At 58.5% G+C, this 21379-nt stretch carries 17 protein-coding genes; 9 read left to right on the top strand and 8 right to left on the bottom strand.

Features of this window, described 5'->3' with window-relative positions; genetic code table 11:
- The first annotated feature begins 16 nt into the window (after positions 1-16).
- The 4 genes from Q0K10_RS01070 to Q0K10_RS01055 all read left to right on the top strand — a co-directional run bounded on the left by Q0K10_RS01070 (position 17) and on the right by Q0K10_RS01055 (position 5384).
- Positions 17-1885, top strand: coding sequence for a beta-galactosidase (locus Q0K10_RS01070; RefSeq protein WP_294501998.1), 1869 nt, complete (start codon positions 17-19; stop codon positions 1883-1885).
- Between the two features lie 48 nt (positions 1886-1933).
- Complete coding sequence (locus Q0K10_RS01065) at positions 1934-2722, top strand: type II secretion system protein (protein WP_294501996.1); 789 nt, start codon at positions 1934-1936, stop codon at positions 2720-2722.
- A gap of 185 nt (positions 2723-2907) precedes the next feature.
- The gene (locus tag Q0K10_RS01060) at positions 2908-4755 is read left to right on the top strand and encodes a DUF5054 domain-containing protein (RefSeq protein WP_294501995.1); all 1848 of its coding nucleotides are present in this window, start codon (positions 2908-2910) and stop codon (positions 4753-4755) included.
- A 134-nt stretch (positions 4756-4889) separates the two neighbouring features.
- The gene (locus Q0K10_RS01055; RefSeq protein WP_294501993.1) at positions 4890-5384 is read left to right on the top strand and encodes a hypothetical protein; all 495 of its coding nucleotides are present in this window, start codon (positions 4890-4892) and stop codon (positions 5382-5384) included.
- A 1-nt stretch (position 5385) separates the two neighbouring features.
- On the opposite strand, the gene Q0K10_RS01050 is transcribed toward Q0K10_RS01055, so the two are convergent.
- Together Q0K10_RS01050 and tilS are read right to left on the bottom strand one after the other, a co-directional pair.
- Positions 5386-6591 carry a sialidase family protein gene (locus tag Q0K10_RS01050; RefSeq protein WP_294501990.1) on the bottom strand — a complete coding sequence of 402 codons (1206 nt, stop codon included), beginning with the start codon at positions 6589-6591 and terminating at the stop codon, positions 5386-5388.
- Positions 6592-6607: 16 nt separating this feature from the next.
- A complete protein-coding gene (tilS, locus tag Q0K10_RS01045) occupies positions 6608-7963 on the bottom strand; it encodes a tRNA lysidine(34) synthetase TilS (protein WP_294501986.1) in 1356 nt (451 codons plus the stop codon).
- 70 nt (positions 7964-8033) lie between these two features.
- Here tilS and rdgB point away from each other — a divergent pair, with 70 nt between their 5' ends.
- The 5 genes from rdgB to Q0K10_RS01020 all read left to right on the top strand — a co-directional run bounded on the left by rdgB (position 8034) and on the right by Q0K10_RS01020 (position 15297).
- A complete protein-coding gene (gene rdgB / locus Q0K10_RS01040; RefSeq protein ID WP_294501985.1) occupies positions 8034-8639 on the top strand; it encodes an RdgB/HAM1 family non-canonical purine NTP pyrophosphatase in 606 nt (201 codons plus the stop codon).
- A 124-nt stretch (positions 8640-8763) separates the two neighbouring features.
- The gene (locus tag Q0K10_RS01035; protein WP_294501984.1) at positions 8764-10434 is read left to right on the top strand and encodes an alcohol dehydrogenase catalytic domain-containing protein; all 1671 of its coding nucleotides are present in this window, start codon (positions 8764-8766) and stop codon (positions 10432-10434) included.
- Positions 10431-13076, top strand: coding sequence for a hypothetical protein (locus Q0K10_RS01030; protein ID WP_294501983.1), 2646 nt, complete (start codon positions 10431-10433; stop codon positions 13074-13076). Before Q0K10_RS01035 ends, Q0K10_RS01030 begins: the two co-directional genes overlap by 4 nt.
- Before the next feature lie 2 nt (positions 13077-13078).
- The gene (gene rfaD / locus Q0K10_RS01025; RefSeq protein ID WP_294501982.1) at positions 13079-14068 is read left to right on the top strand and encodes an ADP-glyceromanno-heptose 6-epimerase; all 990 of its coding nucleotides are present in this window, start codon (positions 13079-13081) and stop codon (positions 14066-14068) included.
- Positions 14056-15297 carry an RsmB/NOP family class I SAM-dependent RNA methyltransferase gene (locus tag Q0K10_RS01020; protein WP_294501980.1) on the top strand — a complete coding sequence of 414 codons (1242 nt, stop codon included), beginning with the start codon at positions 14056-14058 and terminating at the stop codon, positions 15295-15297. The genes rfaD and Q0K10_RS01020 overlap by 13 nt, the downstream gene beginning before the upstream one ends.
- On the opposite strand, the gene Q0K10_RS01015 is transcribed toward Q0K10_RS01020, so the two are convergent.
- The 6 genes from Q0K10_RS01015 to ilvC all read right to left on the bottom strand — a co-directional run bounded on the left by Q0K10_RS01015 (position 15252) and on the right by ilvC (position 21323).
- Complete coding sequence (locus Q0K10_RS01015) at positions 15252-15962, bottom strand: polyprenol monophosphomannose synthase (protein ID WP_294501978.1); 711 nt, start codon at positions 15960-15962, stop codon at positions 15252-15254. The genes Q0K10_RS01020 and Q0K10_RS01015 overlap by 46 nt on opposite strands.
- A gap of 28 nt (positions 15963-15990) precedes the next feature.
- Positions 15991-16293 (bottom strand): putative quinol monooxygenase, encoded by a 303-nt coding sequence (locus Q0K10_RS01010; protein WP_294501976.1) that lies wholly within the window; start codon positions 16291-16293, stop codon positions 15991-15993.
- A gap of 10 nt (positions 16294-16303) precedes the next feature.
- Positions 16304-17047: a rhamnogalacturonan acetylesterase gene (locus Q0K10_RS01005; protein WP_294501974.1), complete on the bottom strand. Its 744-nt coding sequence runs from the start codon at positions 17045-17047 to the stop codon at positions 16304-16306.
- A complete protein-coding gene (locus tag Q0K10_RS01000; protein WP_294501972.1) occupies positions 17044-18237 on the bottom strand; it encodes an iron-containing alcohol dehydrogenase in 1194 nt (397 codons plus the stop codon). Before Q0K10_RS01000 ends, Q0K10_RS01005 begins: the two co-directional genes overlap by 4 nt.
- A 4-nt stretch (positions 18238-18241) precedes the next feature.
- Complete coding sequence (locus Q0K10_RS00995; protein WP_294501969.1) at positions 18242-20116, bottom strand: beta-N-acetylhexosaminidase; 1875 nt, start codon at positions 20114-20116, stop codon at positions 18242-18244.
- A gap of 223 nt (positions 20117-20339) precedes the next feature.
- Positions 20340-21323 (bottom strand): ketol-acid reductoisomerase, encoded by a 984-nt coding sequence (gene ilvC, locus Q0K10_RS00990; RefSeq protein WP_366942916.1) that lies wholly within the window; start codon positions 21321-21323, stop codon positions 20340-20342.
- Positions 21324-21379 lie beyond the last annotated feature (56 nt).

Raw genomic sequence — 21379 nt, 5'->3', positions numbered from 1 at the left:
CTGTAAGGAGCTGCCGATGACTTTTTTACGAGCGAAACTGCTGGTGTTCTGTCTGGCCGGAGTATGTTCTGCCTTCGGAACGGAACAACAATTTCTCCGGGAACCTTTCGGCGTCTGCGCCCACGTCAGCCGCGGTGAGCTGGATATTGCGCCACAGGGGTTCTCTCTGATGCGTCAGATCGGCATTCGGTGGGTTCGGACCGACTTCGACTGGGCCGGGGTGGAGAAGCAGCCGGGGGTGTGGGATTTTTCCCATCTCGACCGTTTGGCGGAACTGGCCCGGAACGCGAAAATGGAAATCCTGCCGATCCTGGATTATGACGTCCCCTGGGCGACACCCGCCTGGAGGCATTTGAAGGAGTGGAGCAACTACGTTCGCAGAGTCGTATCCCGTTATTCCGGTGATTTCCGTTGCTGGGAGGTCTGGAATGAGCAGAACATGCACGGCTTCTGGCGTGACTCTCCCGATGCCGGACATTATTGTGAATTGCTGAAACGAACCTATCAGGAGATCAAAAACATCGATCCCGAATTGACCGTGGTTTACGGTGGAACAGCCGGGATCCCTCTGACATACATCGAGAACTCCTATGCCGCCGGAGCCGGTGATTTCTTCGATGTTATGAATATTCATCCTTATAACTGGCAGGATACTCCGGAAGCGATGATTCCGCAGCTCAAAACGCTTCAGGCATTGATGGAGAAGTACCGGATTCAAAAACCGGTCTGGATTTCCGAAGTCGGCTGGTCCACTGCGCGGCCTCCCGCGTTTTTTGGAAAATTGCTCGATGCCGCTTTCCGGATGGCCGGCGTTGTTCCGGAGCAATCGACCGTCGCCCTGCTTTGTGATCCGGAGAGCGAGTTCGCCGGAGCCTTGAACTTCGACACAAAATCCAATCTCAGAGGTTTCAAGGCGGTTGAGATCGTGACGTTCCGGCAGCTTCAGGAGTTGGATGTTCAGAAGCATTCCGTTCTGATTCCTGCCATCGGAGAAGCCTTCCCCGCCCGTTATATTCCGGATTTGGTCCGGTACGTCAGACAAGGTGGCACTTTGCTGCTTCCGACCGGATTGCCGTTTTATTACGATTTGCAGGCTGATGCCGCAGGCAATCCGGTGAAAGTGCAAATGGCGGATCATTACCTCTCGCAATTTCATATCGGCTGGGAGGCCTGGTGGACGAGAGAGGGGGTCCCCCGCCAGGAGACCTATCAGAAACCAGGCCCGGATTTCAACGGAAAATTCGAGGTGAGCTTTCAGCCGAGCGGACGCTTCCTGCATGACCGGAATCTGAAAAAAGGCGACCGCTTCATTCCGATTATCGAAGCGGGAACGGAGCAGTACCGGGGCGCAGTGGCCGCTCTTTACAAACTTAACAGCGATCTCAAGGGCAACATCATCGTCTGCACGACTACGGGAATTGCCGAGACCGTCCCGGAAGAGAGACAGGCGGAAATGCTTCCGCGCACTTATCTGATCGCTCTGGCCTGTAACGTTGAGCGAATCTTCTGGTACAATTTCCGCTCCGCTGAATGGAAAGCCGATGAACGGGAGGCCCATTTCGGGATTGTCCATGCCGATCTTCAGGGAAAACCCGCCTGGACTGCCATGAAAACGCTTGCCGAACTCTGTCCTTCCGGTTCAACTGTTCCGGTTCTGGAAAAACAGAAAAATGTTTATCTGGCACACTGGAACCGGCCCGACGGAGTCAGAATCTGGGCTCTCTGGAGCGCATTCTATCCGGAAAAAGTCAAATGGAACATTCAGGGAGACATTTCACGTGCAGTGGATTTTCAGGGGAGGCCGTTGTCGATTTCCCCGTCGGATTGTCAGGTTTCTCCGGCCGTTGTTTATCTGGTCGGACCCGAACAAATATCTCTCCGTTGAAGTTTGAAGTCAGTATACTTTCACCCATCATTCACAGGAGGAATCATCATGATGCAGAGAGTGAATTATCAAAGCCGTTTTCGGAATGTGACATTGCAGCTGCCGGAACCACATCATTTCACACTTATTGAATTGTTGGTTGTAATTGCGATCATCGCAATTCTGGCCGGCATGCTTTTGCCTGCGCTGAACAGAGCCAGGGAAAGCGCCAGGTCTTCTCAATGCCTGAACAATAAAAAACAGGCGATGACAGCCCAGATTCAATATGCGGATGATTATTCCGGTTTTTACATCGGTTACATGGAGGCCAGTGACAGTTCACTTGGTTTATGGCCTTCCCGGCTTTGCAACAGACCGGAAGGGTACTGGGTAAAAAGAGGGGGAGGTTACATGAACATGGCATGCGTTCAATGTCCGTCCTCCAACAATGAATATCCCGCTTCCGATCCGAGTTTTCATTGCTGGGGCAGTGCATATGGTATGGAGTATTCCAAAGGGGGTAGCAGCGCTGAGCGGACTGCCCGGCTGGGAGATTACATCCGATATCAGGATTCCGGCCCCCAGTATTACGTGCTGGTTCTGTCGAGGATGAAAGCGCCGAGTGAGACTCTGGTATATGCCGACACTCTGAAAAAAGGAAATAATTTTTCTTTTCCGCGGTTTGTTTTCAACGGTCTTGTTGACACGGATGCCGCAGTTAACATGATTCATGGCAACCGGTCTGCAACCGCCTGGGCCGACGGGCATGCTGACCTGAAATCCGGTCTCGAGCTCAACAGTACGGCATATAATCTCAAATGCTGGTACGAGGCTGACGGTACACTGGTCACAAAATAATAAGAATTCTCCGTTATTCCATATCTTTTCCCCAACAGAGCAGAAAATATAATATGTTTTCATCAGATCCCAGGCGGCAGTGTGAGTGTTCGACCGTATATCAGTCCGAACAGAGGAAAAGAAATCCGGTTCTGCTGATTTTCAAGACGCACCTTGATATCGGTTTTACGGATTATGCAGCGAAAGTGAAGCAGAGCTATTTCAATGATTTCATGGATCGGGCGCTCCAGACTGCGGCCGCCATGCGGGAGCGCGATCCCCTGCACCGATATTGCTGGACAGTCGGCTCCTTTCTGATTTACAGATATCTGGAGCAGGCCGGCAGGTGCAGGCGGCGCAGAATGGAACGCGCGATTCTGGATGGGGACATTACCTGGCATGCGCTCCCGTTCACCATGCACAGTGAACTCGCCGACGAGGAGCTGTACCGTTGCAGTCTGATGATTTCCCGGCAGCTGGACCGCCGGTTCGGCCGCAGAACCATTGCCGCCAAAATGACGGACGTTCCGGGACATACGCGCGGGATTGTCGCCCCTCTGGCCGATGCCGGAGTCCGTTTCCTGCACATCGGGGTGAATCCCGCCAGTCCGGTTCCCGATGTTCCGCCTCTGTTCCGCTGGCTGGACAGCCGCGGCAATTCGGTGATCGTCATGTATCAGACTGATTACGGGGCGCCAATCGATTACCCGCAATTCGATTTGCGGGCTCTTCTGGCCATCAAGGGAGACAACCAGGGAGCGCATACCCTCCGGGAGGTGGAACTGGCGTATGAAACCGCCGGCGCGCTTTTCCCGGACGGGGAGGTGAGGGCCGGAACGCTTGATGAACTCGCTCTCCGGCTGCTGCCGTTCGAAGAACAGCTTCCGACCGTCACGGACGAGATCGGCGACAGCTGGATTCACGGCGTCGGTTCCGATCCGCGCAAGGTGGCCGACTTCAAGACGCTGTGCAAAACGGGGCGGCAGTGGCGGACTCCCGGGTTTCTGCTTCGGCTGCTGGAAGTTGCCGAACATACCTGGGGAATGGATGAGAAGAAATTTTTCGCCGGTGAAAACAGCTGCCTCGGCGACTCGTGGAATCAGGTGCGCAGCTCCTCCAAAGCTCGAAAATTTGCCGCGTCCTGGAAGGAGCAGAGGCACTTGCTGAACGAGGCGGTCCGGCTGTTGCCCGCAGAAGGAAGACGGGAGGCGAAGGAGGCTTTGGCCCGGCTCAGGCCGGAGAGAAACCGCTCGTTTCGGGGAAATGACATCCTGGAGCCGGAGTACTCCACCAACTACTGTGACTTTTCGTTTGATGAACAAAACGGTTCCATCTGTTTTTTGCGCATGCGGGATGGCAGGATCCTTGCGGACGGCGAACACCGGCTGGCTCTTTTTTCCGCGGAAACATTTTCGGCGGCGGATTATGAGAATTTTCAGCGGCGGTATCTGCGTCTGCGGGAGTCGTGGGCGCTGCTGGATTTCGGAAAGCCGTTTCTTCCGCCGGATTTGCCGCATGTCGAAAGAAGGGCGGCCGGGACGCGTTTCGAGAGGATTTCGGCAGAGGAGTTCTGCTTTCAGCTGCAGGTTTCTCCCTGTGCCGGAATGCCGGGGGAGCTCCGGCTGTGTTACCGTTTCGAGCCCGATCGACCGGAAATCGCTGTGACGTTTGAGTGGCTGGACAAGGACCCGGCGCGACTGCCTCATGCGCTGTGGCTGAGTTTTGCTCCGCGACGGGCCGGGATGTGGAGGCTGCTCAAGACCGGAGAGTGGATTCGAACCGATCAGGTCGTGGCCGCTGCCGGACGGCGGCTGCATGCCATTGACCGGTTTGCGGAATGCAGGAGCCTGCGCATCGAATCCGAGGATGCTGTGCTGGTGGCTCCCGCCTGTCGATCTCTGCTGGACTTTCGCGACGCCGTTCCGGATCCTGAGCTCGGAATCCATTTCAATTTGTACAACAATGTCTGGGGAACCAACTTCCCCATGTGGATGGACGGGGATATGAAGTTCCGTTTCCGGCTGGAGCTGCGCCCGGAGTCGCTTCGCGGTTGATTCCTCATGGTGAACGTGATGATCCGGTTCCCTTCTGTCCGGGGCAGGGCTGTTGTTGAAGCCGGGGCGAACGGTTTGCAATCCGGGTATTTCATGCTATCTTACCTGGAGACGGCAGAAACCGGGAGGATGTCATGGAAAAGGAGATCACTTTTTCGATCCGGGAATACCGTTCCGTCCTCCTCTCTTTGTGGCGCACGCTTTCCGGCAATGCACAGGGGGAGTATGACTGGGAGCTGTGCGACGCTTTCGCCGACATGTGTGACGGAATCTTCCGGGAGACCGTTCTGCGCCCGCATGGAATTGCGGGAGTGAACAAGGCGAAACAGTACGACCGGTTTCCCGCGGAGATTTCCCGCCTGATTTGTGTCCCCGCCCCGCAGGAGAGAACGTTCCTGATTTCGAAGCATGAAGAGGGACGTTTGCACTGGGAGATTGCAGTGCTTCCGCCGGAACGTTGGACGTTTTTCTTTGTCGATTTGTACGATTTCGAGCTGAACCGTCCTGACCGGAATTTCGCGTACATTCTGACGCGGGCCGTCTCCACCGAACCCACGGAGACGCGGGCCGGTTTTTATGCTCTGCTGCCCGCGGATACGACGAGAGTCATGTTCCGGCGGGACGGCTGATTCACTTCTCCGCGGCTTTTTCCAGACGGCGCGTGCGGGACTGCACGAGCGTGTGCTTCAGGCGCATTTCCCGCGAGACATCCTTCCCGGAAAGAACGTCGGCTTCCGTGAACGTCGCGAGCAGAATCTCCCCGCATTCGCGTTTGTAGTCGTACTGAATGAAAATCCTGCCGTCCTCGCTCTGGAAGCCGTCCGGATAACTTATGCCGTGCCGTTCGTCGAGCAGCAGCCCCCCCTTCCAGCTTTCCCCCTCGTCGTCGGAGAGGAATGCGGTCAGATGGGAACGCGCCTCCGGCTCCTCCGGATTCGCGTGCCGCACCAGCAGCAGATTTCCGGAACGCAGTCTGCGCAGGAAAAAGCGGGCGCTCGCGTTCGGAAATCCGGCGGGAACCGGTTCACTCCACGTGTATCCGCCGTCGAACGATTCGCTTTTTGTCGTGCCGTGTTTCGAGCGGAGGTACATGAAGAGCGAACCGTCGTTCCGCTCGACGATCATGTGTTCGTCGAAAGTGCGGTCGAAATTGACCGCCCCGCCGCGCTTCACCCAGGTTTTTCCGGCGTCTTTCGAGACGAACACCTGGGCTTTGCGTTCGGGATCGAGCTCGTGGAAGAGTCCGCTCCGTTCCCCGGTCCGGAAGAGGCCGACCGCTTCGATCGCAATCATCTCGCGCGGCCAGAGGGCGACCGGCAGAAACCAGCTTCCGTCTCTGAGCACTGTCGGCTTGTTCAGCGACGCCCCGTGCCAGATCCGTTGCGGGACACTCCATTCCGGCGTGGCGGAATCGGGATTCGCGCAGACGCTGTACCAGCTTCCGCCCCGCCCGTCGAAGTAGCCGAGACTCTGCGTGAAGAAGAGGAAAAGTCTTCCGTCCGGCGCCGTCCAGAGATTCCCCACCACCGCCGAAAGGTGGATCCCGCACTCCACGTAACCCGGTTCGAGGAAGAAGCGCGGTCCGGAAAACGTTTCGCCGCCGTCGTCGCTGTACGCGAGTACGATCACCGCCCGTTCGTCGTCGCCGCCCGCGAACCATCCGAGCCAGATGCGCCCCCGGGGCGTCTGTGCCATTCCCATGCTCATCGTGTAGTCGTCAACCTCGGGATGAAACCGCAGCGGCGGATCTTCCCTGATTTCCGGTGCGGTGAGCGCCCGGTCCAGATACTGTTCGATATACCGCTCGTAGAGTGGAATGTCCGGATTTCGAGCCATAAAACAACCCTTTCTGTTATTGTCGGGCATTGGTCTGCATGACGAGACGGATGATTTCAAGTGTTTCCGGTGTTACGGGGGCGGTCGCTCCGTGGCGGATTCCCGGGGCCCAGACAAGGAGCGGTTCTCCGGGGGCGCGCAGAACGGGCAGGAGCGTCTCCGCCGGAATCTTCCGGTCGATCCGCAGTTTTTTCAGGCTTTTCGGCGCGGTTTCTCCGAACGGGATCAGGCGATCGCCGGTCTGCCGCAGATCGATGAGAAGCGGGCAGGGGAGTTTTTCCGCGTCAAAGAGCGCTTCTCTCAGCGTTACCGCTGCCGGGGAGGAGACCTTTTCCGCAGTGAAACAACATCCGTTCCACAGGATTACCGGCTTCCGGCGCCAGTCCCACAGCTGCGGTTTCCTCTCCGGTTCCGGACGGCGGGGATAAGGCATGAGCGAGAGTTCTCCGCTCCGCAGCCGGAGCGAGTGGTGCGCGTCGAGCGGAATCCATTGTGCGGAATTCGTGTCGCGCAGCTCCGTGAGGCGTTCGACGAGACCGCGATTCGGAATGAGGTCGCGGCCCGATTGTTCCGTGAGGAATCTGCGCAACAGGCGGATCCGCAATGCGGCCGGTTGTTCCTGCCAGAATTTGAGCGGCATGACCGATTGCCCGCCGATGGATCGAAACCGCCTTTCTGCTTCCTGATCAAGGAATTCCGCATCGTCTTCCAGCGCGTCGAGCGACCGGAAAAGCCCCGTTTCGCTCCCCGGCGTGAGCGCGTAGAAGTCCGGGAGGATCCTGTTGCGCAGCCCGTTCCGGGCGAATCGGTCATCGGAATTGCTCGAATCCTCCGCCCAGCGTTCGATGCCGGAGGCGCGCAGAAACGCCTCGATTTCAGCGCGCCGGAAACGGAGCAGCGGCCTGAGAACCGTCACCCCTGCGACGACGGAACGTTCACGCAGCGCAATCAATCCGCTCACATTCGAGCCGCGCGCGAGCCGGAGCATCAGATTTTCCGCCCGGTCGTCGGCGTGATGTCCGAGCACGACCGCCGCATCGCTCCGTTCGCCCGCGAGTTTGCGCCACCATTCGAGCCGCGCATTGCGCGCTCTCGCTTCAAGGTTCGGGCCGGATTCGAGTTTCAGGGGGATGCATCGGAACTCCACATCGTGTTCCGCTGCGAACCGTCCGGCCGCCTCCGCCTCCCGGGCCGACTCCGCGCCTCGCAGCCCATGGTCGAAATGAATCGCAACGAGGCGGCAGCCGGAGCGGTCGCGGAACCGGCGCGCCGCGAGAAGCGCCGCCGTGCTGTCCGCTCCGCCGGAGAACCCCGCATAGAGTGTCCCGTTCGCAAAAGGTTCGAAAAGTTTGGTGCAAATGTCGAGATTCATTTGTAAAGAGTCTATTCCGGTTATACTATATATGACAGTAAGATCGAATGCAAGGAGCAAAGGAAAGAGAATGGCCTATATTGTCGTTGCTACAAACAATGCGCATAAAGTGAAGGAATACGCCGAGCTGCTTGAGGGGCAGAAGGTGGAATTGAAGTCGTTGCTCGACTATCCGAACTTCCCCGGTGTCGTGGAGGATGGCGCTTCGTTCCGGGAGAATGCCGCGAAGAAAGCGCTCGCAGCCTGCAAATATTGCGACGTTCCGGCGTTCGCCGACGATTCCGGTCTGGAGGTCGAGGCGCTCGACGGCCGTCCCGGCATTCTCTCGGCCCGTTATGCGCCGACCGACAAAGAACGCATTGCGAAACTGCTGGACGAACTCAAGGGCAAGGAGAACCGCCGGGCCCGTTTCGTCTGCGCAATCGCAATCGCGATCAACGGCGAAGTGATCGAGACCTTTGAAGGGGAGGTGAAGGGACGGATCGTCGACGCTCCGCGCGGGGAGTCCGGTTTCGGATACGATCCGGTGTTTCAGCCGGACGGGTATGAACAGACTTTCGGCGAGATGCCGCAGGAGCTCAAAAACAAGATCAGCCACCGGGCGGCGGCGTTCAAGCTCGCGTTGAATTTCGTCGAGGATGAGATGTCCGTACTCGATGATGATTTCGATCTCTGAAGCCGGAATTGCAATTTGGGCGGGCGCGTGTTATATTAAGGAGTTTCGGGCTTTGAACCGCTACGATCGGTTGCCGGTGCGATGGCGCGCGGTCGATGTCTTTGATGAGAAACGGGGATGAAAAATGAGCAACGTTACGATTCCGGAGAAGATGCTGGCATGGCCGCTGTTCGGTGCGGGCATGGAGAATTTCGGTGTGAACGACCAGCCGTGTGTCATTCCGGTGCCCGGAATCGGGCCCGACGAGCTCCTGGTGCGGATTGATGCGATCGGTTTGTGCTTCTCCGACGTGAAACTGATCCGCGCGGGCGAAGCGCATCCCCGGGTGATTTCAAAGGATTTGAAGAAGGATCCGGTGATTCCCGGCCACGAAGCCGTGATGACCGTCGTGAAGGTCGGGGAGAACCTGACGGGGAAATTCGATGTCGGCGAACGTTTCATCATCCAGGCGGACATCTATGTGAACGGCAGAGGGTTCGCCTACGGTTACGCGATCAACGGCGGCATGGAACAGTACAGCGTGATCGACCAGCGCGTGCTCAACGGCGACGAAGGGTGCTATCTCCTGCCGATCTCCGACGAGATGCCCGCCGCGGTGGCGGCGCTTCTGGAACCCTGGACCTGTGTGCAGGCCAGTTATATGATCGAAAACCGCACCGCTCCGCTTCCGGGCGGACGAGTGTTCATCGCCGCCGGAGACAGCCAGATTTACGGTGCGGGCGAGGCGTTGAAGAAGGCCGCTCCCGCGAGTGTGGTCGGGTTCGGTCTTTCTCCCGATGCGGTGGAACGGCTCAACGCCGAGCTCGGTGTGAAGATGGCGCTTGTGGACGAGATTCCTTCCGGTGTGGAGTTCGACGACATTTTTCTTTGCAACCTGCCCGCGGAGTTTGCGGAACCCGCCGCAAAGCTCGGCAGCCGCGGCGCAGTTACGAGTTTCATCGGTGACTACGAGGGGAAGACCGGCATGTTCGATGTCGGGCGGATCCACTATGAGGGGTTCTTCTATCAGGGGGCGCCGGGGACGGTTCTCTCCGCCGCCTATGGTCGGAATGTGCGCAGCCGCGTGAAGAAAGGCGGAGTTTGCTGGCTGCCGGGCGGCGCCGGGGCGATGGGGCAGATGCACACCCAGCTTGCGGTGGAGAATCCGGACGGTCCGTCGCGAATCCTCGTGACCGATATGGACTCCGACCGCATCGCGAATGTTGAGAAGTTGCTGTCCGACTCGATCGCCGAACGCGGAATCGAATTCAAGGCGGTGAATCCGTCGAAACTTTCGAAGGAGGAGTTCGATGCGCTGCTGCGCGACTTTGCGCCGCATGGATTCGATGACATCATCATGCTCGTGCCGGTGGTCCCCGTGCTGACGCAGGCGGCGAATTATCTTGCCGATGACGGGCTTATGAATATTTTTGCCGGAATTCCGGCCGGGATGGAGGGGGTGCTTTCCATCGACGGCATTGTGAACGGCGGGCAGCGCTACATCGGTTCGAGCGGCAGCCGCACGGAACATCTGCGGCATACGCTTGTCCTGGCGGAAACCGGGGAACTCAATCCCGTGACGGCTCTGGCCGCCGTAGGCGGAATGAAGGCGCTCAAGCAGGGGCTCGAAGCGGTGATCGGGGCGAAATTCCCCGGGAAGACGGTGATTTTTCCCAACGCGCCGGATATGCCGCTCACTCCGGTTCGCGAGATCGCGAAACTCGGGCCGACGATCGGAAATACGCTTGATTGCGCCGGATGTTACACGATGGCGACCGAAATGGAATTGAAACGAATTTACGAGCAGGGAATATGACGCGATTGCTCTCAAGTAAGGGAAAATTTCTGCTGGCGTCCCTGGTTCTGGCGGCCGGTCTGGCTGTGCCGCTGGGCGCCGCGAATCTGGGGGCGGCCAAATTGAACTTCGCCTCATTCAAGGAGTTCAATGCGGAGAGCTGGCAGTTCGCCGGGCAGAACATCGTTGCCAAAGGCGTCTATATTCCGGCCGGGGATCTTGAGATTTACGCGGATCAGGCGGTGATCAACATCGAGAGCCGCGACTTCGAGGCGAGTGGAAATGTGCAGGTCTACCGCTGGCAGACCGCCGGCGGAGTGGTCGACATGGCGAAACTCGCCCGTATGCAGAATGCGCCGAATACCAGTGTGACGGTGCGCGGAATTGTCGGAGACATCTGGGGCGAGCAGAAGGCGAGCGTTTCGGTTTCGATGCTGACGGACAATATCCGGGCGGAGAAACTGATCGGCAACCTCGAAAGCGGCTATTTCCGTTTTGAAAAGGCGCAGCTGCGGTTTCAGACGTTCGTCTGCCGGGCGGAGAGCGCGGAACGCAAACCGGACGGCATCATCACGGTGACGAACGCCGAGATCAGTTCGTGCAACTATCTGGAGGACGACAACGGGCACTATTCGATCGGTTGTACGAGTGCGCAGTTCACGCCGCATACGACGGAGTTCTACGGACTTGAGACGATCGACACGGATGTCGGCGATCATTCGGTATTTCTGACCAACGGGTTCTGGAAGGTCTACGGGGTTCCGGTCATGTGGCTGCCGATCTTCTACAAGCCGAAGGACGAGTCGCCGGGGCTTTTCAGTACGCAGTGGGGCAAGGATTCCGACTGGGGATACTATGTGATGCTGTCGAAGCGCTTCACTTTCAGCGAGTATCCGTATTCTTCGGTGAAGGTGCTGGCGGACTACTACAATTACCGCGGCTTCGGTTACGGCGCGGATGCCGAATTTGTGACGGACAACTCGCGGACGGAGATTTTCGCCTACGGCATCTACGATCTCGATCCGTTCAAGACGGATGATTACAACAAATACCGGATCCGGATTCCGAAGATGCGGTATGATTTCCGGATCACGAACTTGACGCATATCACGCCGCGCCTCGATTTCCGCGGTGTGTTCGAGCTTTTGAGCGATCCGTATTTTACGCGCGACTTCTTCTCCGCGCGATACGACCGGGACCCGCAACCGGCGACCTATGTTTCGCTTGAGCAGCAGTTCGACCATTTCAGCGCGTCGCTTTACGTCCGGCCGAAGGTGAACAGTTTCTACACGACCGTGCAGCGCCTGCCGGGATTCCGGCTCGATGCCCAGCGGCAGCAGATTTTCAACACGAATTTCTACTATCAGGGAGATTTGTCGCTCGACTATCTGAAGATGGACTGGATCAAGTTCGACAGGCGGAACAAACGTTACCCGAATGAGCGGTTGAAGAATTATTCGAGTTTCCGGATGGATACGACTCATTTCCTCTATTTCCCGATCCGGCTTGACTGGCTGACGGTGGTTCCGCGTGCCGGCATGAAACTGACCGCGTATTCGAACACTTCAAAACGGAAGGTTCGCACGGAGGATCTTCTGAACATGTTCCGAGCGGCGGATCCGCAGAACACGATCGGATTCCCGCTGGTCAACTACGACAACAAGGGTGGTTCGAAACTGCGTTTTCTCGGGGAGGTCGGAGTCGAGGCGTCGACGAAAATCTACAACACCTGGCAGGATGTCCGCAGTTCATTTCTGGCGCTGGACGGACTCAGACATGTGATCCGGCCTTATCTCAACTACACGTTGATTCCGAGGCCGAATGTACGTCCCGATCACCTCTATTATTTTGATGACATCGACCGGATCGACAAGCAGCATTTTGTCCGTTTCGGTTTGGAGAACCGGTTGCAGACGCGTGACGGCAATTCGATCCGGGAATATTTCTCGATGGAGAATTACTGGGATCTTCACATGGAAAAAGAGGGGGATTACAGCCAGATCGGGGACTTCTGCACGATTCTGACGGCGACGCCGTTCAAGGGGTTTTCGATTTCCACGCTGTTTTCCATCGATGCGGGGAACAACAACGGCAAGATACCCGAGACGATTCGGAACGGTCGCAAGGCGGGGCATCCCGGATTGAATCTGCGCTGGCTGAACCGCTGGAACATCACTTTGAAGTATTCGCCCGCGCCGGACTGGGATTTCATGTTCTCCTACATTTATCATCGTCCTTACGGTTCGCGCAGCGCCTATTCGATGGGGTCGACGCTGACGCAGCTCGACGCCGGTTCGTATTTTGACAAATATTTCGATGAGCATACGGAGGAGTTGCGGTTCAGCGTGCGGGTTCCGATTACGCCGGATCGCCGGACCTTCGCCTCCTACGCAATGGCGTACGATATTCAGGAGGGATACATCGATGTTCATACGCTGCAAGTCGTCCGCAATTTCCATTGCTGGGAGGTCGCAGCCGGTCTGCAGTGGGAGCGTGACGATGACGATGACACGTACGACACCAATTTCATGTTCTCCATCTACCTGACCGGGTTGCAGTCTCCGCTGCAGAGCGGCGGGCAGAATAAGATTCTTTCTCAGGCTGATTCCGCGATGCGGGCGCCGGGTTCGTCGCGCGGCAGCAAATTCTGGAGCAATGACTGATCATGTATATCGTTACGGGTGGTGCCGGGTTGATCGGCAGCGCGATTGTGTGGGGATTGAACCGGCAGGGGATCGAGGACATTCTCGTGGTCGATCACCTCGGGCAGTCGGACAAGTGGAAGAATCTGAACGCTCTGGCTTTTGTGGATTATCTGGAGAAGGATGAGTTCCGCGCCCGGCTTGCCGCGGGGGATTTCAACTCCGCGCGGATTGAGGGCGTAATCCACATGGGAGCCTGCTCTTCCACGACGGAGCGTGACGCCTCCTACCTGATTGACAACAACTTTCATGCGACTCAGGAGCTTGCGAAGTTCTGCCTCGCGCGCGGGATCCGTTTTCTTTACGCCTCGAGCTGTGCGACCTACGGTGACGGCAGTCACGGCTATGTCGATGACGAGTCGCGCATTGAGGAGCTGCGCCCGATGAACATGTACGGTTACTCGAAGCAGCTGTTCGACCTCTGGGCGAAACGCCAGGGGGTGCTTGCGAAGATGACCGGCTGCAAATTTTCGAATGTCTACGGTCCGAATGAGCGGCACAAGGCGGAGATGCGCAGTGTGGTGCTGCGCGCGTTTGAGCAGATCACGGAGACCGGGAAACTCAAACTTTTCCGCTCCTACCGTCCGGAATATGCCGACGGTGAGCAGATGCGCGATTTTCTTTACGTGAAGGATGCGGTCGATATGGTTCTGTTTCTGTTCCGGAATCCACGTGCAACCGGGCTCTACAACATCGGCAGCGGCCGGGCGGAGACCTGGAACGCGCTTGCCGCCGCGGCGTTCGAAGCGCTCGGGAAACCGGTCGACATCGAGTACATCGATATGCCGGAGCATCTGCGTGATCGCTATCAATACTACACGAAAGCGGAGATGGGCAAATTGAGGGCGCTCGGATACGAACGCGAGGCGACGAGTCTGCGCGATTCGGTGATCGACTACATCCGCAACTATCTCATGACCGGCCGTTACCTGGGCGACGAATGCGAAAAGTGATCTCCGATACGGCGGCGCATGTTCTCTCCGACGCAACGGCGGTGCTCGCACTGGTCGAGAGCAACGAGCGGAGTCTCGATGATGCGCTGGATTCTTCGCTTGCCCATCCGGAACTTCGCAGGACGGTGAGCAGTCTGCTGTTCGCCTATTTCCGTCATAAACGGCTGGTCGACGGCTGGCTTGCCGGACTTGCCGCCCGGCCGCCGCGTTCACGGCTGCGACGGCTGCTGGCGGCGACGCTGACCCAGATCCGGTTTCAGAGCGGCATTGCGCCGGAGTCGGCTGTGAATGTCGCGGTGGAGCTTGCGAAGGCGCTGGGGGGGCGCGGGGAAGCGGGATTTGTGAATGCGCTTCTGCGCCGCGCCGTCGCCGCGCCTCCCGTCGTACAGGAGACTCCGGAGGAGGTGTTTCCGCCGGAACTGCTTTCCCGCTGGCAGCGGAGCCGTTCGGCGGAGGAACTGGCCGCAATGTGTCGTGCGTTTCTTGCTCCGGCGGCGTTTACGTTTCGCGCGGAACGGGAATTCGAGCCTCCGGACGAGTGGGCGGTCCGTCCGATCGCCTGTCGCGGCCCGTATCGGTTTTTCGAAAGCGATGAACCCGGTATTGTTCTGCAGTCCGGTGCGTTGAGGGAGGGCAGGATCTATATTCAGGACCCTGCGACCGCGCTGGCGCCTTCACTTCCGGTGATGACGGGGGTGCGGCGTGTGCTCGACCTCTGTGCTGCGCCGGGGGGAAAGTCGCTGCTGCTGGCGGAACGGATGGAGTCCGGAGCAACGCTGACGGCGGCTGACCGTTCCGCGCGCAGGCAGAAACTGACGCAGGAGAACTTCCGGTGCCGCGGACTCGAATTTCCGGTCGTTGTTGCGGAGCCGCGGGAGTTGACCGGGAGTTTCGATCTGGTGCTCGCGGATGTGCCGTGTTCGAATACGGGAGTGTTTCGCCGTCGGCCGGACGCGTTGTGGCGTTTCCGCGAATCCGGACTCCGCGAGATTACGGCGCTCCAGAACGAGATCCTGGAGGCGGCCGCGTTGCGGGTTGCTCCGGGCGGACAGCTCGTGTACAGCACGTGCAGCATTGAGCCGGAGGAGAACGCCGGGCAGATCGAGCGGTTTCTCTCTGCGCATCCGGAGTTTGAGGCCGCCGGCGGGGAGCAGCTGCTCCCGTCGACGGAACATGACGGCGCCTATGCGTTTCTGCTGCGCCGCAACTCGAAGAGCATGCGCAGATAATCGAGCATGACCCGGGCGGAGAGCTTGCTTTTGCCATGCTCGCGCAGCCCGAAGGTGATGCCGTGTTCGACTACGCGGCACGGTATGGGTGAGCTTGTGAGCAGATAGAGCAGTTCGAGCATGACTTTGAATCCCTTCGGGCTCATCTGCGGCGCGACGCGTTCGAATGCCTCGCGGCGCAGAGCGAAGAATCCGGACATCGGATCCTTGACTTTCACTCCGAGAATCAGGTGTGCCATCGTTGCGGCGGTCCGGCTCACGAGCACGCGGAACGGATTCCACTTCTCCTTGAAGCCGCCGCCGGCGACGTAGCGCGAGCCGACGGCGAAATCATGATTTTCAAGCTCATTCAGGAGCCCGACGAGATCGGCTGTGTCGTGCTGGAGGTCGCCGTCCATGCAGCAGAGGAATTTCCCCTCGGCCGCCCGGAATCCCTTGACGATGCTCGGGCTCAATCCCGGAGTTCCGTCGTTCAGGATGACGCGGACATTGCTGTGCCCGTCGGCTGCATAGGCGTTGACCACGTCGGCCGTGCCATCGGGAGAATTTTCATCCGCGACGATGATCTCGTAATCCGCGAGACCGCTTTTTTCAATGCGGTCGATGAGGAGCAGGATGTTCTCCCGTTCGTTCAGCGTCGGTACGACGATCGAGTATTTGACCATTTCCCGCCCCCTTTCTACCGGAACCTTCTCACGCCGGTTTGACGACTGTGACGACCGACGATTCCCGCAGCGGCGTGACCGCTTCGCGGTAGGCCGCCATGTGCGGCGCAGCCAGATGGGCTTTCAGATGTTCGGGCGACTTCCAGGTCTCAAGGATCGTGACCGCGTTCGGCTCGGCCGGAGTCCCGACGCCGACCCCCGCATCGACGCAGGCTTCGTAACGGATGCAGCCGTCCTCGGCCAGAACGTTCGGAATATTGTCGTTCAGGATCTGGAGAAATTTTTCAAGAGAGCCTTCCTTGATGACGCAGCGTGCAATGACATGAACCATTTTCATTTCCTCATTTGATGTTGATAAAACATTCGGAGACAGGGAGTTTCTGCTCCCGGGAACTCCGGACCACCTCGCGGGCAACGGCGGTCGCTCCGAGGTAGGAGAAGTGCGTATTGTCCTTCGAGCCCTTCGGATACCCCGGGTATTCGCCAGGCGCGACGATGGTCAGATATTTTTTCGAATTTTCCGCTCCTTCGGCGCGGAACAATTGTTCCGTAAAGGCGTTCAGATCGATCAGCGCAACTTTCTGCGCGGCTGCGGTTTCACGAACCGCCCGCGGATAGTCGCCCAGGCTCTGGCGGAACTCCCCGTTGGAACTGAAGTGCCGACGGCTGACCGGAGTACAGAGAATCGGCGTGGCCTTTTGAGCACGGACATCCCGGATAAAGGTTTCCAGATTGTTGCGATAATCCGTTTCCGCCGCGGCATAGAGAGCCGGAACATTCTTTTTCTGGTCGTTGTGACCGAACTGGATGAAAACATAATCCCCCGGTTTCAGAGAGTCGACGAGTTTCTTCCAGCGTCCTTCGGTCTGGAACGACTTCGTGCTGCGCCCCTCGACGGCGAGATTCACCACCTTGACGCCCGGTTTGCAGAAGTCCTTCAACGCCTGACCCCATCCGGTTTTCGGAGCCCGTTCGGCCGGATAGTCGCAGACAGTCGAGTCGCCCGCCAGATAGATCGATGGCAGCTCGGCACCCCCGAGCAGAAGTGATGCCGTACAGACGGCGGTCAGCAGGAGTTTTTTCATGATGGATCTCCTTCCCAGGTTTCCTGCAGGATGGCCGCCAGGATCCGGCCGGACTCCGCAACCGGAACCGGACGGGGCGCATTCTCCAGCTTCATCTTGTTGCGGGCGCCGCTGTGCGCGGTCTCTTCAAGCAGTTCCGGTGTGATGCCGGGACAGTCGCGCAACGCGGCAGGGACGCCGAGCGAATCAAGGAAGCGGCGGTATGAAACGATAATCTCCTGCGGCGTTTTTCCGGGAAACAGCGGTGCGAGTCGCATCGTCCGTTCCGCAACCGCAGGATTCCCGAGGTAGTAGCGCCAGCATGCCGGAAGCAGCATCGCCACTGCGATCCCGTGTTCAAGCCGGCCGAACCACGAAAAACTCGCAAGATGAGGCAGCCCGGTCGATTTGTACCGGATTACCATGCCGCCGAGCGTCGCGGCGAAACTCAGGTTCCGGCGCGCTTCTTCGTCTGTTCCGGCGGCGATTGCACGCGGCAGATTCTCTGTGATGAGGCGGATCGACTCCAGCGCCCATTCATTTGCATCCGGATGATTCCCGTCCGCACCGACGTTCAGGAATCCTTCGATCGAGTGCGCGAGCGCATCGCATCCGGTCGCCCGCGTGACCCCGGGAGGCATGGTGTGCGTAAGCTCCGGTACCAGCAGGGCGAACTCCGGAATGATGAGCTGTTCGGCAATGAGTTTCTTGACATTCTGCGCGGGATCGACAATGTTGCTGTATGGAGTCGCTTCCGATCCGGTTCCGGAGGTCGTCGGAATGCAGATGACCCGGTCGGGCCGTGCATCCGGATAAGCTTCGCTGTAACGGTTCACCCCGAAATGTTCCGCGAGCGGCCAACCGGATTGTGCCGCAAGATAAGCCGCCTTCGCCGCGTCCATCGCGCTGCCGCCGCCGAGCGCCACAACCGCGCACGGTCTCTCCTCACGGAGGAGCGCGCACATCGTTTCCACCGTCGACACTGCCGGCTCCGGCTCGATCTGCGAGAAGCGGACGAGTTCGCATCCTCCCCGTTTCGCTGCATCTTCCAGCAATTCGATCCCGCCGTTGGTTTCAGCGGAGCGGCCGCCCGTGAAGGCGACAATCCGCCCCGGGCCGCGCCGGCGAAACTCCTCCGCAAGCGCTTCCCGGGGAGAGAGCGTGACGATCCGCTCTCCCGGAGCATGGGTGATGGCGTGCCGTGCGTCCATTTTCTCAGAGTCCTGTCGAACCGGTGGCGACGCGGTGAAACCAGTTGAGCGTGTTGACGGTTTTCTCCCCCGGAGAGAGGCGGCAATCGAGTTCTTCGATCGACGCGACGGTTCCGTCGAGATATTCGCGGATCCGCAATGCGGTCTCCTCCAGCCGGGCCGCCTGTGCCGCGTTGCGCGCCTGGATGACTTCGAGCCCGAACGGTTTTGCGCATTTCAGCCACTGGCGGCGGAACGACGCGTCGAACTCCCACACCGCCGCAATCACCGCCGGAATGAGCGAAACGGCGATCTGTCGGAGCGCTATCCGGTCGTCACGGTCGTACGCGGCTTCGAGCGCCCCGCGCAACTCGAGTTTCAGCAGCAGAAGCTGAAGCGCATTGATGATGTGCTCGAAATCCCCGGCAAAGCACTCCTCCTGGTACGGCAGAAGTTTTCGCAGCATTTCGTCGTAGCGGTCGCTGAGTTTGAGGTCGAACTCCGGATTGCGCCGTTTGCAGTCGTCGAAGAGGACTCCCAGCAGCGGATCATCCCAGATCATCATCGCCGGATTCATCGAATATTCATCGTTGGCGTCGATTCCGGAGGCGATCAGGTGCGCTTCGTAGCTGCTCTGACAGATCGCCGCGAACCGGCGGGAGGTCACCTTGTCCGGATCGTCCGCCGGAACGCCGAACGCAAGATCCGCGCAGAAAACGATTCCGGCCAGGGAGGAGTCGTAGTTGCAGTAGGCGCCGTTGTCGCCCCACATCGTGAAGAAAAGTTCCGAAATCTTCTGCTTCCGGCACGCCTGAATGCAGGGAACAGCGGTTTTCATGGTTTTCGCGTGGTCATACCAGAGGCGCGTCCAGGTCCAGATACCGGAGCCCATGACCGGTTCGAAGCCGATGTCGCGGTGACGCCGGATCATCTTCTCGTACATCGCGGCATCCTCGTGGTAGTAATCCCAGTAGACGAGCTGAACATTCTGCGGAATCTTTTTCCGGACCGATTCCGGCACCTTGTGCTCCAGATCATAGTAATCCTGATTCGGATTGGAAAACCGGAAATACATATCCGACCAGATGAGCGGAGAAAGTCCGGTTTTTCTGCAGAGTTCATTGACCTTGCCGAGATGGCGGTTGAACAGATCGAAGCCGCTCTCGTATCCGTGAAGGTCGAGGAAACGCCCGCGCCCGAGATCGTGGGTTTCGTCCATGCCGATGTGGATGCGGCGGCTTGTGAGCGCCTCGCTCCAGAAACGGAGCATTTTTTCGATCAGCTTGTAGGTTTCCGCCTCATCCACTCTGAGAACACTGCCGGTGTCCCTGACCTTGTCATAGGCTCCGTTCCATTTGAGAATCTGTTCGAGATGCCCGAGCGTCTGGATGCACCCGACCAGTTCAATGCCGAGACGCGAGGCGTAAAGATCGAGTTCCCGGATTTCGTCGAGCGTGTAGGCTCCGCGCATGTAACCGAAAAACGGCTCATCCGGCAGCTCATAGACATCCTCGGTGTAGAGCATGACCATGTTGTATCCCGAAAGCGCGAGGCGGCGGAACCACATTTTCAGGTGATCGACCCGCATGACCATGTTGCGGGAAACATCGAGCATGATTCCGAGCGTTTTGAACGGGGTCTTTTCATCACACTCGATTTTCCCCAGGGCAGATCCGATTCCACGCGCAGCCGCCGCGATGGAGTTGTATTCCACAAGCACCGTGCCGGGCGAACGTTTTACGCGCGAAATCGTGCCTTCCCCCTTCACGCGTTTCGCCTTGAGCTTCAGGCCGCGGCCATAGCCGGAAACCGGGTATTCTTCTTCCAGCGTCGCCAGGAGTTCATGCAGTTCCTCCGGTACATCCGCGGTACGCCACACCAGCTTTGAAATCTGAGCCATTAGAATATTCCTTCGAGTTGTTGATCGTTGCCTCTTGCGCCCCGGCCTCGAATCATTGTTTCGGAAGCCGTCCGTCCGCTTCCTCATAAAATACTCCCCCGTCTGCCGGATGCAAATGGAAAAAACTCGCATTTTACATGGGAAAAAACGGCCACTTTAAAAAAAAGCGGAACAACCGTTCTGGATGAGCCGGTTATTCCGCTTGAAGCCACATGCGGGAAACTCAGTTCTTCTTCTGGAAGAGACTGCGAATCCGCTTGCCGACGATCTCCGCCGGATGCTCGCCGAGGGCGGCGCGTTTGGCCTTGAGGTTCGGAGCGCCGTTGCGCGCTTCGGCGATCCACTTCTTCGCAAACTCGCCGGATTCGATGCGGCGCAGAGACTCTTTCATGCGCTCCTTGACCGACGGATTGATGATCCACGGACCGTTGTCGTACTCACCCCATTCAGCGGTATTCGAGATGACCGCGTTCATCTTCTGGATGCCGCCTTCGTAGATCAAATCGACGATGAGTTTCGCCTCGTGAATGCACTCGAAGTAGGCCATCTCCGGCGGATAGCCCGCCTCGATCAGGGTTTCGAAGCCGTACTTCATGAGGTCGACCATGCCGCCGCAGAGCACGTTCTGCTCGCCGAAGAGATCCTCATAGGTCTCCTGCTCGAAGGTGCACTCGAGCACGCCGGCACGGGTCAGACCCTCGGCCTTCGCGATCGCGAGGGCGACTTCCTTCGCCTTGCCGCTCGGATTCTGCTTGACCGCGATAAGACCCGGCACGCCGAATCCTTCGACGAAGCGCTTGCGCTCCTCGGTTCCAGGGCTCTTCGGGGCGATCATGATGACGTCGACATCCTTCGGCGGCTTGATTTCGCCGAAGACGATGGAAAATCCGTGCGAGAACGAGAGGGTCTTTCCGCCGGTCACGACCGGGGCGATCTCCTTTTCGTAAATCGGGCCGTGCAGTTCATCCGGCAGCAGGATGTGGATGATGTCCGCACGCTTGGCGGCCTCGGTGACCGAAAGGGTCTCGAAGCCGTCCTCATCGGCGGCATCCTTGGATTTGCCGGGACGAATACCGATCACGACCGAAAGGCCCGAGTCGCGCATGCAGAGCGCCTGCGCGCGGCCCTGCGCGCCGTAACCGATCACCGCGATGGTCTTGCCGTTGAGCACGCCGAGATCGGCGTTCTCGTCATGGAGGATCTCCATATCTTTCATTTTATCTTCTCCTTACTGTCCGGCACAACCGGACGATTGTGTGCCAC

This window comes from uncultured Victivallis sp. (assembly GCF_944391105.1).
Classification (GTDB): Bacteria; Verrucomicrobiota; Lentisphaeria; order Victivallales; family Victivallaceae; genus Victivallis.
This window is presented reverse-complemented; position numbering and strand designations above follow the sequence as displayed.